Here is a 16,155-nt window from a genome sequence, read left to right as displayed (position 1 = left end):
AGCTTGCCGCCTTACGCCGCATCCAGACACCCCTATGCCCGTTTTACCAGGCCGTGTCAAGCGCATTCGGGTCCCGATTTCAGGAAGGCGGACACAATCACCATCATAGGCCTGCGCATCTCGTCTTTCATCCCGGTTATCCCCAGCATTTCTTCCGGAGGCTGTGGTTCTATGATATTTCTCAGTTCGAACCCATTTACCAGCAGTGTATTCAAGTAGGTAGTCAGTGTCCTGTGGTATTTTATCACCCGTTCCCCCAGGAATACGGCTTCTCTTTCCCCCTCGTAATAATAATTATCCACAGGAAAGTGAAGGATATTCCCCTCTGCATCGTAATACCAGTCCTGTGAACCAGAGGCCGTGAATACTGGATGCTCGGCGGAAAATACGAAGTTTCCTCCCTGTACTGTCCAGCGGCTGATCCTGCTCACCAGTGTTTCAAAATCCTTTACGTAGTGAAATGCCAGGGAACTGAGCACAATGTCAAATGTATTGTCCGGAAATTCCAGGTCTTCCATGGCACAGGCGCGGTATTCTATATTCTTATGACTGTTTTTTTCCGCTGCCGCTGCCAGCATTTTCTCTGAGATGTCAATCCCAAGCACGGATGCTGCCCCGTTCTGCGCTGCATAGAGGCAATGCCATCCATAACCGCAGCCAAGATCAAGCACCCGCTTCCCGTGAAAATCCGGCAGAACCTTCTGAAGCTCTGACCACTCTCCCGCACCTTTCAGGCCGTCCTTTGAACGGCTCATTTTGCTGTATTTCTCAAAAAATATTTCATCATTATATTTATTTTCTTTCATTTTTATAATCCTCCCATGCAAAATATTGTTATCTATTCGCTTCTGCATGGGCTGTTGCAATCTTCTGTGCAATAATACCTCCGCACATATGTTTACCCCTTTCTCTTTATATTACTTTTGTGAGCTCACTGATCAGATCTTTTATATCCAATGGCTTTATAAGATATCCTGTCATTCCTGCATCATAGGCTTCTTTCTTGTCTTCTTCAAATGCATTGGCCGTCATGGCCAGTATCGGTATCCGGGCTGCATCTTCGTGTTTCAGCGCCCGGATTTTTCTTGTAGCTTCGAGTCCATCCATCACAGGCATGCGGATATCCATCAGTATAGCCTGGTATGTTCCCGGCTGATTCTTCCCAAAACTGTCAACCGCTTCCTGGCCATTTCCTGCTGTATCTACTTCTGCCCCGCTCATTTCCAAAAGGGTTCTGGCTATTTCCTGGTTGAGTTCATTATCCTCCACCAGCAGAATCCGCCGCCCTTCTAATGTCCCTGCACTCTTATATACCTTAACAGGCTCCTTTTCATGGAGATGTGCAAATGTATCATAGATGGCTGAACGGAATAAAGGTTTGGCAATAAAATAATCGATCCCGGCAGCCCGGGCCTCGTTTTCAATACCGCTCCACTCGTATGCAGTCATCATTATAATCATCGTATCCGGCCCTACCAGACGGCGAATCCGTCTTGCAGTTTCGATCCCGTCTATTCCCGGCATCTTCCAGTCGATCATGGCAATATCGAACATCCAGTTTTCCCGGATACCTTTCTCTACTTCCCTGACCGCTCTAAGCCCCGATTCCGCCCAGACTGTAACCGCCCCGATATCCTCCAGAATAACAGATGTCTGGCCTCCTACATCCGGATCATCGTCCACAACCAGTACCTGGAATCCCCTAAGAAGATTCTGGCGTTTCCGCTCCCATTCCCTCTCCACATCATCAGAAACAATCTGGAACGGCACTGACACAATAAATGTAGTACCCGCATTTTTTTCACTTTTCACCTGAATGCTGCCGCCCATCAGCTGCACCAGGTTGTAGACTATAGAAAGGCCCAGGCCGCTGCCTACATTGTTGCGTGCATTTCCGGGCTCCTCCTGTTCGAACGGCAGGAATACCTTCTGCATAAACTGATCCGACATTCCAATTCCTGTGTCCTGTACAACAAATTCCATATATGCAAACCCATTGGTCCGCCGCTCTTCTTTGATATCTATACTGATATAGCCTCCCGAAGGAGTAAACTTCAGAGAATTAGACAACAGATTCATCAAAATCTGCTTCATACGCAGTGAGTCTCCGATATATTGTGCCTCGAGAGGTTCCCTGCACCGCATATCGTAATCAACTTCTTTTTCCACTGTCTGCGGATAGATGATCTGGTTTACTTCGTCTACAAATGCTTTAAAATCAAAAATCTCGTGGGCGATCTCCATTTTCCCGTTCTCAATCCTGGACATATCCAGAATATCATTAATAAGAGACAGCAGGTATCTGGACGATGCATCGATCTTTTGGAAACAGTCCTTCACAGTCTTTGTGTCCTCATTTTTCAACTGCCCTATGGTGCTCATCCCAATGATGGCATTCATCGGCGTCCTGATATCATGGCTCATACGTGACAGAAAATCCGACTTGGCACGGTTCGCTGCCTTGGCGGAGGAAAGGGCGTCGCGAAGCAACTGCTCCTGCCGCGCCTGCTCCTGCCGCTGGGCGTCAAGAAGCTGTACCAGATCGATCGCCAGCACATCATTATTAAAGGGATTCTCCACATAGATGACATGAATAGCAAGCCAGTGGTATACACCATCCAGTCCCTTTCCCTTCAATTCCATATAAATCTCGCGCTCGCCGTTCTCAAACCGCTTCAGGAGCTCCTCCCGATCCCAGATTGATGCGAAATCCTCCTGATAAGAAGGGTATATGAAAGGCAGACTCTTCGTCATCAGATCTGTATATGTGCCTTTCACCGGAATTGAATATTCCTTCTGGTTATCCACAAAACATTTGTATGTATTCTTCGTCAGATTGACACTCATAATCAAAGGATATACTGTATAGATCGCGGCTCTCAGGAACCGGTTCTCCAGAATGCGTTCCTGTTCCTGCGCCATCTCCAGCTGCACCCGCCCGGTAATGTCTGTAAATACGGCCTGTATCACTTCCTCCCCGTTACTGTCGACGATTCGTCCCATGGCCACATTGATCCAGGCTTCCTCTCCCCCCGGCTTAACACAATGACGGCGGTAGGATGCAGGCTCCCCATTGAGTTCCAGTCCGTCAATTATAGACATTATCCAGTCATAGTCTTTATCCTGCACTGTCTGAAGGGGGCTCTTTATCTCCTGCCGGTACGCTTCTTCCGAAGAGTATCCGTAAAATTCCCAGGTCATACGGTTCAGCGAGATCACCTCATGTTCTTTCTCTGTAGAGAACTGAAGGATACCGCATGGAACGGTGTTATACAGCTGTTCCAGAAACTTTGCCTGATGCGAATATTCTTTATTCTTCAAATTTAAAGCTGACTGAAGCCGCTGAAACGCCTCCCGGCCTGCCTCAACTGGAAATAACTCGTCATCTTTGATCTCTGCAAATGGCACAGAATTGTGTATATGTACTGTCTCCAGCCCGTCACCCTTCTCCCGGAAAACAAATGTCACTCTCTGTACCGTATCGAGATACGCCTCTGTCTCTGGCCTGCTGCGCAGCCTGCTGACTCCCTCGCAGAGATAGCAGTCTCCGCCCAGCTCCATTGTGTGATAAACTTCCTCGGACATATCACAGGCTATCATTCCGTCCCTGCCGGCCCTGAAGCAGGCCGCCACAGCTTCGCGTCCTTCTGCTTTCTGCTTCTCTCCCCCGCCGAGCCATATGATGTCCTCCGCAAATGTGGAGATCATAAACTCGATTTCGGAATCACAGAAATAAGTTTTCAATATTTTCTGAGCAAGTGCCTCCACTTCCCCAAGTGCTCTTTTACCCACGCAGATCCCTCCTCTGTCTCCACTGTTAAAATCTGCACAGTTTTGCCTGTAAATCATTTCCCGGGAAACATAGTTTTTCTAATCATAACACAGTTTCAACCGGTTAGAAAGGCTTTCCGGATACACTTCTCCTGTTATCCCCGGTATCACTTCCTCTTTCTGCCGGAATTCCTCATACTCACCTTACTTCAATCTGGGGATTCCTCCTTTATCAGAATAGTTCTATTATTTATCTTTTTGCTCTACCAGTTCTCCATTTTCAAAGACCACAATCTTGTCTTTAAATTCGATTGTCCATTTACAGGGATTCTCCTTCGTTCCAATCTCATCTTCCCATCCCGTCTGATCTTTTTCTGTTCCGCCGACTTTTCTGACAGATAAGACTTTTAAATATGTCTCATTCTCCTTCGTTGTCCCCGAAAAATATATTTCGTAGCCCGGTTTCGTTTCCAGTTCTATATACGCTTTATTCCCTCTGGTACCGGATTTTAAACTGATATCTTCGAACTTTACCTGACTGTATACCTTGGGCAGCATGAAAGCAACTATGACCGCAATAGCCAAAACGATGCCTGCCATCCCTCCCAGAATCCTTCTCCTCTTTTTCTTTTTCATTTTCTTAATCAGTTCCACATCCTGTAGTTCTTCCTCACTTATGGGCACTGCCTCTCCGATTTCCCCTGTCATTTCCTGATAATACTTTCTGCACTCTTTACAGGATTTCAGATGTTTTTCTATTTCTCTATTGCTCTCTTCGCTTGTCAGTCCGTCAATGTACAACGGCATCAAATCCCGAATCATTTCACATTTCATAGTGGCTCTCCTTTCTTATCCTCTGCTTACCGCGGTAAAATGTTACTCTCGCCCAGTTTTCATCCCTGCCCAGGATTTCCCCGATCTCTTTGAAAGAAAAATTTCCGTTTAACCGCAGATACATCACTTCTTTTAATGGCTCCTCTAAAGTGTGAAGTATTTTATATAACTCCAGAACCTCCGTTTTCTGAATCGCGGAAGTTTCCGGCCCCTGCTCCGCAGACACGATGTCTTCTGTTATCTCCGACGGCTTCTCCCGCTCTTTTTTCTTCAGTTCCTTATACCATAAATGCTTGGCAATCTGGCACAGCCACACATAGAGCTTACAGTCTCCGCGAAAATCATCAATGGTCTTCATTGCCTGATAAAAAGTTTCCTGTGTCAATTCTTCGGTCATATGGGTATCATGGCAAAGACTAAACAGAAATTTATACACTTGCGGCATATACTTCTTATAAATCTGTTCTATATCTTTCATGTTCTACCTCCTTGCCTATATGTTCCTTTAAAACAACTTTCGTTACAACATAATTTAAAGTTTTTAATATTTATAAAAAGACCGTTGCTGCACAGAGCAGCAACAGCCTTATGAAAACGCTTATTTAATTCACGATATTACAATCTCTAAACACCGTTTACGATTTATGTTCCTTATTCCGCAGCCAGGCTGCGGACCCGCCCGCAGAGCATGTGTTACGGGTTACCCTTTGGGTACACCTTATTCGTCTTTACTCCTGCATCTTCAGACGTTCTTCTTATGCCTGACACAGACCCAAATGGATATTGCCGTGGCAAGCAGAAAGGCAATCAGCGGCAGTGTGATCCCCGGAAAGATATTCCATAAAAAATCATTCTCCTGTGAGATGTTGCGAATAAGAATCACCACAACAATTGCTGCCAGATAAATTCCTGCACAGCTCAAGATACATATCTGTGAACTCTTTCTTTTCTTACTCTCCTTCTCTAATTCCTGCTGCTTCTTTTCCAATATCTCTGTCTTAATAGACAACTCGTCCAATTCGGATGGTTTCAGCAGATAGTCTGTTGTAACCTGAAAAACACTGCTCAAAGATATAAGCTTTTCCAGCTCCGGTATTGTCTGTCCTGACTCCCATTTAGAAATAGATTGTCTCGATACATTTAACTTCTCGGCCAGTTCCTCCTGTGTCAGATTATTGGCTTTTCTTAACTGTAATATTTTTTCTGATATTTCCATGTGTGCTGCCTTCCTTTCTTTTTCTTGCCTCTACTATAGCCATTCTGTCGGTTGCATTCCAGCGACTGCTGTGTATAATCGCGCAACCGGAGCGCGCATCAGATAAGCAATTCAAAGAAAGCCTGATTTTATACACTATGATTTCCTTTTCTTCTTCGGAGCAGTCAGATCATAGCTCTCACTGATCATCCGCCGTATCTCTTCCTCCGGTACCGTCCCATCCAGGATAATCGAGTTCCAATATTCCTTATTCAGATGATAGGCCGGCTGCACAGAGGTAAATGCCTGTCTCCAAAAATCCCGCCACTGGGGATCTGTTCGTAAGATCCCGTTTTATAGGCTCTCTTTTTTGAATACCATAGGCGTATATCTCATACCGTCTGTAATCTGCTCCGCCGCGGTATCCTTAAAGCCTAAGTGACGATATACCTCTTTTGCATAGGGTGAGGAATTAACTGTTATCTCATTTGATCTACTATGCTCAAGAACTTCCTGGAATAGTTTTCTACCGATTCCCTGCCTGTGATATTGACCTTCTACAAAAAACAGAGCTATATGATTTCCCTCATTTCTTGTTGCAATAATGCCTAATAATTTCCGGTTTTCAAATGCACCATATATTGTAATACTGTCGATGTACTCTTTATTGTAAATGGCAGTTCTTTTAAATGTCTCAACACCTTCGCCGGAATAGTCGGGGGCTTCGTACTCCATAAAAACTCTCAGGGCGAGCTCTAATGCAGATTTATATTTTTATATATTCGTACTTTTTCTATTTTACCGCTTCTGATGAATTAGAGGAGTTCTTACTTTCCATTTTTTCTTCATATGCTAACAGTCTCTGATAGTATTTATCATTCTTTTCTGCAATTTTCTCTAGCAATATTGTGTCCTGCTCATCATTTAACACATGAATTTTTCTATGGCAATTTGGACATAATGCAACCACATTATCCATCGTATCGCTTCCCCCATCCGCTAGCCTGTTCACATGATGTTCTTCTAAATACGGTTTACTATCCTTATCATAAAAAGGGGCTTCTTTACTGCACATTTGACATTTCCCCTCGGCAATATGCTTGACCATTTCTTTTACATATGGGTTCCTATAATAAACCGTGGTTTCTGATTTCTGTGCTTTTTTTGCTTTGCCATTTTTAACTTGGGCCGCCAAACCTTCGGGTGATAATTGCCTTGCTTTCGCCTCCTCCAGATCCATTACAATCTCAAGTTCCGTCATCGCCTCTTGAGCCTCATCTTTCGGATCTAACAACGCTATAACGCTTTGTCTTTCTTGTTCAGTCATCTGGATTGCCGCTGTCTGCTTTATAATAAGTTCATACATTGACTTATTTGCCTTAAACAAATACCCTGTATTGCCCCCACCACTTTTATTAAACGGCGCGTATTTCTGTGGTTGCGATTTTAATAACTCTTCTATAAAATCTGATGTTATAATTTGTTTATTAAAAGGAATATATGTGGCATCTACTCGCCAACCTTCTTGCTCCCATTCATTGAAAATGTCTGATGGCCTTTTTGCCTCATACACATCTCTTTTTGCAATGCTGATTGCCATTATCCGTTTTTTAAAGCTATGTATGATAATGTCACCCCGCCTAACATCTTTCATCCTCAGCCAATGCGCCTGTGTTCTACCGTCTTTACCATACTGTGGCGCCCACAAGTATCTACCAAGATACTCTTCATTAAAAGTTTTATTCTGGAACACGAAAAAATAATTCATACTATTTCCTCTAAACACCCTTTCTGCACCAACATTTTATCGACTGGTGCCAGCATATACTTTTGTAGTTGCTCCTTCGTCACCCAAACAATCTCACTATGCACAGTAAGGTCAAAATTTCCATTCATCCACATTGTCTTATATAATGCCATCAAACATTCTTTTCCTTCAATAGAAAATCGCTCTTCTCCAAGAAATTCTTCCACCTTTATGTTCACTGTAAATTCTTCCATGATTTCTCTTTTCAGGCATTCTGCATCCGTTTCATTCCCTTCCACTTTTCCCCCAGGGAATTCCCAATATCCTGCTAACGAGCCGTATTTACGCCTGGCTATTAAAATCTTATCTTCCTTTACAATGGCTGCCGCTATAATTCTACGCATATTCATTCCCTCAAATTTACTATTTATTGAAAACTTCACACTTTCTTTTATTCTACCATATAAAAAGGAATCTGCCTATAACTCACAGATTCCTTAAGTCTCCCCATATAATAAAGGCTTTCATCTCACATCTCAGTGGCTTCAGTCCAAATACCCATTACTTTGAAAAACGAATGGCAAAAACAGCCCCACCCTGCGGGTGGTTTTTAGCGGTAATGGTTCCTCCCTGTCGTGTTATAATCATCCTGCAAAGGGCCAGACCAATTCCATATCCTGTTGCATTTGTACTTTTCCCCCGATAAAACCGGTCGAATAAGCAGGGTAAGTCTTCCCTTTCAAAACCAGCACCATTGTCATGAATGGATATCTCGGTAAAAAGCATAGTATCCTTGCAGATTATTTCAATCTTCCCGTTCTCCCCTGCACTTTCCATACAGTTTTTAAGAATATTTTGAATTGCTTCGGCAAGCCAGCCTGAATCACCCTGGATCACAATTCCCTCCGGCAAGTCTGTATACAACTCAATATTATGCAGTTCTATTGGGATCTGAAGGGGACGAAGCGCAGCGAATATCAGGGTGTCTACAGCAATTGGCCCACATTGGAATTCTACCACTCCAGCGTCCAGCCGGGATATTTTTAAAAGCGATGTGATCAGCCAATCCATCCGTACCAGCAGCTCCTCTGTCTCCCGCAGAAATGCTTTTCGTTCATTTTCATCCTGAGTATTAGCCAGCAGTGTCAGGAGAAGGTTCACAGACGTGAGAGGGGTTCGGAGCTGGTGAGCTATGTCGGCAAGCGAATCCGCAAGATGTGTTTTTTCTTTTTTTAGCGCATCGTTCTGCTCCCGAATCCGCAGTGTCATTTTTTTCACTTCACTGTACAAAATAGAGAGCTCTCCCTCTTCCAGTTCGTCAAGATCCATGCGTTCCGTATTATGGAGCACAAGATCGATCTGATCTGAAATCCGTGCAATGCTTTTGTACCGGGCCCTGGTATAGATGTAAAATGCGGTGCCAAAGACCACAGCAGAAACAAAGGTGAGGATTCCGGCGGCCATACCTATTTTAAATCCAAGTAATACACTAACGGCTGCTATTAAGATAAATACAATAGAAAACTGCCGAAATTCCCTGTTCCTAAGCATTCACTCCCCCCAATCGATAACCTGTCCCGCGAACAGTCAGGATGATCTGCGGATTTGCAGGATCCCTCTCTATCTTCTCCCGCAAACGTTTAATGTAAACAGTCAGGGTATTGTCATTGACAAATTCGCCCGCCGCATCCCACAATTCGTCCAGCAGACGGCCCCTTGTAATAATACTCTTGGGATTGTTAACAAACACCAGTAATAAACGGTATTCTAAGGCTGAAAGAAAAACCTCTCTGCCGTCTTTTTTCACAACTCCGCTCGCCGTATCTACCTGCAGCCCACAGATTTCAATAGCCGCCCCGGAACGTACGCTTTTTCGCAGTGCGGTGCCGATCCGCGCGATCAGTTCACGCGGACGAAATGGTTTTGTGATATAGTCGTCCGCCCCCATATTGAGTCCGGTAACAACACTTGCCTCATCCCCGGAAGCGGTCAGAAAGATTACGGGAATATCCTGTGTATCTTTGATTTCTGTACAGACCGTAAAGCCATTTCCGTCAGGCAGCGAAATATCAACCAGCGCCAGATCGAATTTATTTCCTTCCAGCACATTAAAAGCTTCAGCCCTCGTGGAGGCGTGGGTCACTTCAAATCCCTCCGAGCGCAGTAAAAGTATAAGGTTTTTGGCGATCGCCTTATCATCTTCTACCAAAAATATATGTGACATTAGTAAGACCTTCTTTCAGTTATATTTTTTTAGTCGAATTTCTGCCTAAGCCAACCTGATTAAGAAATCCGTTCCACATTATCTGTTTCCTTCCAGTGAATTCCTCCAGACAGTGTGAGAAAGGGCCATTGCAGAAAGGAGTCAGCTCCCTCGGCATTTTATCATTGGAAAAACTTTTCGTCCACACATTTCACAAAGTATATTAGGAATTCCTGCGCCTTGTTTTTATATAACTTATAACTACATACACCAAAATCCCCAAAACTGCTGCCAGTGAAATGAGATTAGAAATCTTCTGCAGCGCTGTTCCATCGTACTCTATACGTATTTTGCCGTCTTTCCCTCCAGTATTATGCACGCGAACCAGCGAATTGTCTGACTTGTCCAGCATAAGGCGAACCGACGAACCGTCCTTGCAGTAGAGCCATGCTTCATAGCCTTTGTAAAACATCAGAGGAAGTGTATATATGTCGGCGCCCTTCTCGGTCATAAAATAATAATATTTTCCTTCATGCCTCAGCTCCTGATTCGTAATTTCTCCATCTGCTTTGACCGTTTTCCCGGCCGTCATACCCGCCACGTCTGCGTCCAGGCCCTGCGGCAGCCACTCTCCGGCTCCCACATAACCTGTATTCTCAGCCAGATAGGCGGCATCAATCTGCTTTGACTCTTCGCTGCTATGGATGGTAGTATTTTGTACGATTCCCCCAAGCACAGAACCCGCAATCACAATTGCTAATACTGCGCCCCGCCCTTTCACTCCCAGCGAAAAATTCTTTGCTAATATCATCGTAATTCCTATGATCAGAAATAGTAATGCATAGGGATAAAAGCGATAAGGGAATTGTATCATATTAAAAATTGTATCATTCAGTTTATCCCATGGAAACAACGGTGTTGTCAGTAAAAACATCCCGCATCCCCCAATAAAAAAAACGGCTGCCCACTTATTCTTCGGCTTCTTCAAGAACAGACATACAATAAGCAGTATCAGTACCGGAATTCCAATCCCTACATACGCAATGTGGGAGAAATATCCGGTTACCCTGAAAAATGTAGAAAACGGCTGTACATAATCCCCAACCTTCGCCCAGGGAGTCATATATTGAAATGTACCCGAAATCATCTGTTCCAGCATAGGAAATGTAAAGTATGCAGTGCTAAGAATCACCCCGCCTGCTGTAACAAGCAGTCTCAACATACGTTTCCTGTCAAATAAAAAGTTATCTTTTCTGCCCACAAAAAACATTCTCACAAATATAAGAGCGGTGAGTATCACACCGATAAATGTCATAATTGTATGTGAAAGAAGCAGCCCCCCAAACCCGATTCCCATGAGCCATGTTTTTTCTCCTCCAAGCTCGAAAAAGTCATAAATCCCCGCAATTAAAACCGGAATAAATATAAATGCGAGATATTCACTCAGCCCAACCCGATGGCACAGGTCTGCCAGATAAAACTGGGACAACATCAACATAAAAGTGGCCGCAATAGAAAATTCCCTGTCCCTGCATATATATTTTATAGAAAAATAACTCGTCAGTGATGCCGTGGCCGTCAAACACAGAGCAAATATTTTCCATACTACTAAGGGAGGAATCGATAATATTCTGAGCAGCGCAGGAAAAACCAAGAAAATGTCCGGATAAAACAGGGGACTTCCATAGCCATATCCGTTGAAAAAGCTGCCATATATGCGAACCGGGAATATGCCCTCCAACAATGCATCTTTTACCGCTTCAATTCGCAGCAAATGGTACATTAAATCCGGAAAATATCCGCACAGGCCTTTCTGCAGATAGGGAAAACCGGTGACCGCTATAATTGCGATAACCATAAAGGCAACCTGCTGCTTGTTAAATTGTCTTGCTTTCTGTTTGCGTTTCCCGATCATATACCTGCCTCTTCTTTAGAGTCTCTCTTTACCTGATTTTAGGTTTTCCATAAATTTTTCAGCACTGATTTGCCTCTGAAGGCCATCCAGTAGTTCCCTATCCGCCTTTGGTACCATCTCTGCCAGGAGAGCCAATGACTCCTCGTTGTTTTTCCCTTCCCGCTTAAACTCACAGAACTTCTTAACAATCCGGATCACTTTCACATTCCTGCTGTCCCGATCAATGAATGTTTCACTTTCCTCATACCTAAGATATGGTACGATCCGCCCAGAGAGCTTCAATGGTGCGATAATGTCTTCAAGCTCATCCTTCGTGATTCCATGAGATATTACAAATTCCCCAAATGTATGAAACGCAATTCCAAGATCGATTTCTACCCTTTCATTTTCTGAAAAGTTTAAAATATGAAGCAGATGGTCGCAATATCTTTTCACTTCTTTCGCATGGCTGTATAAATCCGTATCCATATAACGAACCAGGTTTAGAATGAACTGACACACACTCTCCGCCTTTTCCATGTCAGCGAGCCGCTTTTTCCTCATCAGCAGATATCCCATCTGCTTTCGCAGCTCCTTGTAATTCACAGGTTTGTTCAGGAACAGATCCGCTCCCACATTGACCGCCTGCATCCTGTCGCTTACATCGCTTAATACCGTAAGTAATATGACCGCAATATGTTCTTTTTCCGGGTCAGATTTGATTCGTTTGCATATCTCAAAACCATTCATGCCGGGCAGCATAACATCCAGCAATATCAGATCCGGCCCAAACTCATCCACAAGCGGCATTACTTTGATTCCCTGATACGCTTTTTCCACACAAAATCCCCATTCATTGAGTACATCATACAGCATATCACAAATCGCTTCGTTATCATCTACAACAAGAATTTTCTCCATCCCATACTCCCCCGTATTGTTACAGAAACTCTGTATTTACACTTCCTGCTCTTCTGTTGCCGGAAGAAAGAAGATGACCTCTGTACCGACATTCAATTCGCTGTGCAATTCCATTTTCCCGCCCTGAAGCTCCACCCATTTTTTAGAAAGCGGAAGTCCAAGACCGGTTCCGCCATATTCTCTTGAATAAGAATTGTCTGTCTGTTCAAATTCCACAAATACCCGCTCCAGATCTTTTTTGGCAATCCCTATTCCTTGATCCGAGACGCAGAATCTTACATATGTTCTGCTGTTTTCCGGGTTATTTACGTTCCCTGCTGAAACAAAAACTGTACTGTTTTCGTTAGAGAATTTGATCGCATTGGACAGCAGATTATACAAAACCTGCTTCAGCAGCTGCTTATCCGCCCATACTTCCAGTTCATCCGGTGTCACCGACGTAATCAGTTCAATGGATTTTTTGTATGTCGTACTTTTTACTATGCCAATAGCCTCTTCCAATACTTCATTTACAAAGCATACAGCAGGATTCACATTGAGCTTACCTGCATTTATCTTGGAAAGATCCAGGATATCATTGATCAGAAGTAATAACTGGTTGCTTGAGAGCCAAATATTTTTCACATATTTTGTCTGCCGTTCATTGAGCGTTCCGAAAAGTTCATCCAGCAGCAGTTCCGATGCATTAATACTTCCGGTAAGCGGCGTCTTCAGCTCATGGCTTATGTTTGCAAGAAATCGCGACTTCACCATATTCGATTCTTTCAGCTCTTCTATTATCTGCCGAAGCTCTATCGTTCTTGCGTCAACCATTTGTTCCAGTGTAGAATTCATTTCCAACAGCTGCTGGGAAAGACTGTCTGCTTCTTTATGCTTTTTCACCAGCTCATCTATGTACTGCTCTATATCCATTTTATTTTTATAAAGAGTATTTGCCATTTCCTCCATTGCAACCAGCAGTTCCCTGGTTTCACAACTTAGATTCTTCATATTTCCATAGTTGTGCGCCACTTTAAAATCTCCCCTGCAGATATTGCGGGCAATATCGGCACTGGCTCTGATTGGTTTTGTTATACTTTTTCCAAACAGAATACTTGATACAAGTATAACAAAAAATGTTATACAAATAATTGAAATTACAATCTTTTGGTTTACAGAAAGCATCTTCATAAATATGTTTTCCGGAATTCCCACACTAAGATAGCCTTGAAATTCTCCGAAATAACCTTCCAGCGGTTTATAAAGGAAGAAATAGTTATCCCCGATCGGCGCATATTCTGATCCGAAATATATCTCCTTCTTCGTCAGTGTATCCTGTGTAATATCCGGAATTGTTGTCCCTGTATAATCACTTTTATCTTTTGAAAAAATATTGGAACAGATCCTTAGATCATCGAGAGATATGGTAAGATAAGAATCTGGAATAATCTCACTGTACTGTGTGGTATAATAGCTGTTCTTATTGATTATATCCCCCAGCATCAGATATCCCAGAATGTGTCCTCCACCATCTTTGACTGGTGAGATAACGATCGCCATAAGACCGTCATAGCATATGTCCCCAGTGGATTCCAACGTTACTGCATAGTTTTCTGCCTGGCCGCTACCCGTCTCAAATATATCTCGCAGATCTATCTCGCTTTGCGTTTTTATCGCTCTGTCCGGTGCCTTTTCTATATACGGCAGGGCGATCTTACCTGCACGGTCTGCGTTTTTTTCCATGTGAGCAAGTACATTGCCGGATACATCCACGAACATACCCAGATCAAGATAGTTTAATTCTTGTTTCAAATCAGACAAACTGGATGAAAGATTGTCTTGATTTCCCGCCAGATAATTCTCGCTGACATCATCCAAACGGATAATAAGAGAAGCGCCATTTTCCATTTCGTTCAAACGGGCATCCTGAATCTCCATTGCTGCATAAACAGATGTTTTCAGATAGTTCTTTACGGAATTCTCCAACATTTTATTTAATGCATAATTAGAGACCAGCAGAACGAGCGTCATAGATAGGATCATGATTACAGAATTAAAAATAATAAGCCTTTTATTAATAGACATGCATCACCTCGTAACATCCTTGGTATCAAGTTCCTGACAAATCAACATAACGTCAATCCGGTTCTTTACATTCATCTTTCTAATTACGTTACTCACATGTGTCTTTACAGTCTTTTCACTTAGGCAGAGACTTCCGGCAATTTCAATATTCGTCTTTCTTTTCATCAAAAAATCAATGATGCTTACTTCCCGTTCCGTCAGGCCGTACTTTTTCATCAGCTGAGTGTGCAGGTAACTATTGTGAGCTGCGACCCCCTCCGCCTCTTCCGGCATATGAATCATGGAAAGAATACTGGAGAGAAATGTAAGAATATTCTCCAGATCAGATTTCTTCATATAATTCACTGAAAATTTATCAAAAATCTCATCTTTTTCTTCTGATAGTGAAACCATACCTCCGATGAAAAATGCAATAATTTCATGATCCCTAAAAATTGGATGCAAAAAATAAGCCAGTCCCGTATAACAGTACTCTATAATCGGCTCCCTTTTTTTCAGCATTGCCGCTATAGATTCTTTTCTGTATGAGATGCATTCTGCGGAATTATTTTTTTGAAGCTTATAACATAATAAAGATTCATTTGACCAGACAGTCAACGGTTCTCCGTCTATCGTAAGAAGACACAGACTGATATTGTAATTTGCCGCAAAATTATCCTGGAAAGTCTGTACTTGTTCTTTTCCTATAAACTGAAGCCACCTTAATGCACTTTTTTCCATATGGCACCTTTCCATTTTCATTAAGAGTTCCGTATCTTTACAGAACCATAAACAGAAACAAAGTTATACAACAAATATAACAGAAATCCAGCTTCTTATCAACTCGGGATTTAGGCAACGAGCTTTAGTCGCGTTGGCGGACGGGGACGCTTAATGACAGGGATGCTGGGGAGGTACTGGGGCTGTATCTGCCGCTGCGAGATGCACACCGTGCTGCTAACTGCTCCTAGGACACCCACTGCCGGCCAGGCGGGTACACTGAACACATCACGGGAAATCTAATGATTTCCCGCGCTGGGTTCAGCAAAAACTTGATTCGGTGATCAAGTTTTTCCCCGCCTGCCCGGCAGTGGTTGTCCAAGGAGCAGTAAGCGCACTCCAGCATTTCGCAGCGGCAGATACAGCCCCAGTACCTCCCCGTCATCCCTGTCATAAAGCTGGCTCATCCGGACGGTAGGAAAGGGCTTGTTCCACGGGTGGGATCCCTGACCGGAGCAACGGATGTGGACTGGCGGCGCGTAAACGTTCATCTGCAAGAAGGGACTTAGTGCCGCTTGCCGGAAAGAGGTTCTCTATTTTAAATATACCGAAAAACCTATTTTCAACCTACTGGGGATACGAAAGTTACGCCAATTCTATTCCATCCACTGGCCCGGTCTGGGATCCAACCGGGGAAAGAGTTCTTTCCTATCGGCGGATGAACCTAGCTTACCGTGAGCCGGGACGGACTGTGAAAAACACCTGTCCTGTTGGAAATGCTTTTAGCGAGCACTAGCAGCAGTTAGAGGAAATCCGCAAAATCAGCA

General features: G+C 43.5%; 15 protein-coding genes. All 15 read right to left on the bottom strand.

From position 1 onward, the window contains the following. Positions 1-56: 56 nt before the first annotated feature. The gene (locus tag HMPREF0240_RS10655) at positions 57-806 is read right to left on the bottom strand and encodes a class I SAM-dependent methyltransferase (RefSeq protein ID WP_009003423.1); all 750 of its coding nucleotides are present in this window, start codon (positions 804-806) and stop codon (positions 57-59) included. Between the two features lie 106 nt (positions 807-912). Next, complete coding sequence (locus tag HMPREF0240_RS10650; protein WP_009003422.1) at positions 913-3,792, bottom strand: response regulator; 2,880 nt, start codon at positions 3,790-3,792, stop codon at positions 913-915. 225 nt (positions 3,793-4,017) lie between these two features. Then, positions 4,018-4,605: a zf-HC2 domain-containing protein gene (locus tag HMPREF0240_RS10645; RefSeq protein WP_009003421.1), complete on the bottom strand. Its 588-nt coding sequence runs from the start codon at positions 4,603-4,605 to the stop codon at positions 4,018-4,020. Continuing rightward, on the bottom strand, positions 4,595-5,083 hold the full coding sequence (locus tag HMPREF0240_RS10640; protein ID WP_009003420.1) for a sigma-70 family RNA polymerase sigma factor: 489 nt from the start codon (positions 5,081-5,083) through the stop codon (positions 4,595-4,597). The genes HMPREF0240_RS10645 and HMPREF0240_RS10640 overlap by 11 nt, the downstream gene beginning before the upstream one ends. Before the next feature lie 264 nt (positions 5,084-5,347). Beyond that, on the bottom strand, positions 5,348-5,821 hold the full coding sequence (locus HMPREF0240_RS10635; protein WP_009003419.1) for a helix-turn-helix transcriptional regulator: 474 nt from the start codon (positions 5,819-5,821) through the stop codon (positions 5,348-5,350). Positions 5,822-5,956: 135 nt separating this feature from the next. Then, a complete protein-coding gene (locus tag HMPREF0240_RS10630) occupies positions 5,957-6,148 on the bottom strand; it encodes an MmcQ/YjbR family DNA-binding protein (protein WP_083806180.1) in 192 nt (63 codons plus the stop codon). 6 nt (positions 6,149-6,154) lie between these two features. Then, positions 6,155-6,535, bottom strand: coding sequence for a GNAT family N-acetyltransferase (locus HMPREF0240_RS10625; RefSeq protein ID WP_083806177.1), 381 nt, complete (start codon positions 6,533-6,535; stop codon positions 6,155-6,157). Positions 6,536-6,593: 58 nt separating this feature from the next. After that, positions 6,594-7,568: an HNH endonuclease gene (locus HMPREF0240_RS23450; RefSeq protein ID WP_050794529.1), complete on the bottom strand. Its 975-nt coding sequence runs from the start codon at positions 7,566-7,568 to the stop codon at positions 6,594-6,596. Beyond that, positions 7,565-7,951, bottom strand: coding sequence for an NUDIX domain-containing protein (locus tag HMPREF0240_RS10610; protein ID WP_035313085.1), 387 nt, complete (start codon positions 7,949-7,951; stop codon positions 7,565-7,567). The genes HMPREF0240_RS23450 and HMPREF0240_RS10610 overlap by 4 nt, the downstream gene beginning before the upstream one ends. 157 nt (positions 7,952-8,108) lie before the next feature. Further along, positions 8,109-9,098 carry a HAMP domain-containing sensor histidine kinase gene (locus HMPREF0240_RS10605; RefSeq protein ID WP_009003416.1) on the bottom strand — a complete coding sequence of 330 codons (990 nt, stop codon included), beginning with the start codon at positions 9,096-9,098 and terminating at the stop codon, positions 8,109-8,111. Then, a complete protein-coding gene (locus HMPREF0240_RS10600; protein ID WP_009003415.1) occupies positions 9,091-9,771 on the bottom strand; it encodes a response regulator transcription factor in 681 nt (226 codons plus the stop codon). The genes HMPREF0240_RS10605 and HMPREF0240_RS10600 overlap by 8 nt, the downstream gene beginning before the upstream one ends. 202 nt (positions 9,772-9,973) lie before the next feature. After that, positions 9,974-11,665, bottom strand: coding sequence for a hypothetical protein (locus HMPREF0240_RS10595; RefSeq protein WP_009003414.1), 1,692 nt, complete (start codon positions 11,663-11,665; stop codon positions 9,974-9,976). Positions 11,666-11,680: 15 nt separating this feature from the next. Further along, entirely contained in the window at positions 11,681-12,565 is an 885-nt protein-coding gene (locus HMPREF0240_RS23445; protein WP_009003413.1) for a response regulator, read from the bottom strand. 36 nt (positions 12,566-12,601) lie between these two features. Continuing rightward, entirely contained in the window at positions 12,602-14,629 is a 2,028-nt protein-coding gene (locus HMPREF0240_RS10585) for an ATP-binding protein (RefSeq protein WP_009003412.1), read from the bottom strand. A gap of 3 nt (positions 14,630-14,632) precedes the next feature. Further along, positions 14,633-15,349: a PocR ligand-binding domain-containing protein gene (locus tag HMPREF0240_RS24995; RefSeq protein ID WP_035313083.1), complete on the bottom strand. Its 717-nt coding sequence runs from the start codon at positions 15,347-15,349 to the stop codon at positions 14,633-14,635. Positions 15,350-16,155: the final 806 nt, after the last annotated feature.

Origin of the sequence: Clostridium sp. D5, assembly GCF_000190355.1 — a bacterium.
Classification (GTDB): domain Bacteria; phylum Bacillota; class Clostridia; order Lachnospirales; family Lachnospiraceae; genus Faecalicatena; species Faecalicatena fissicatena_A.
This window is presented reverse-complemented; position numbering and strand designations above follow the sequence as displayed.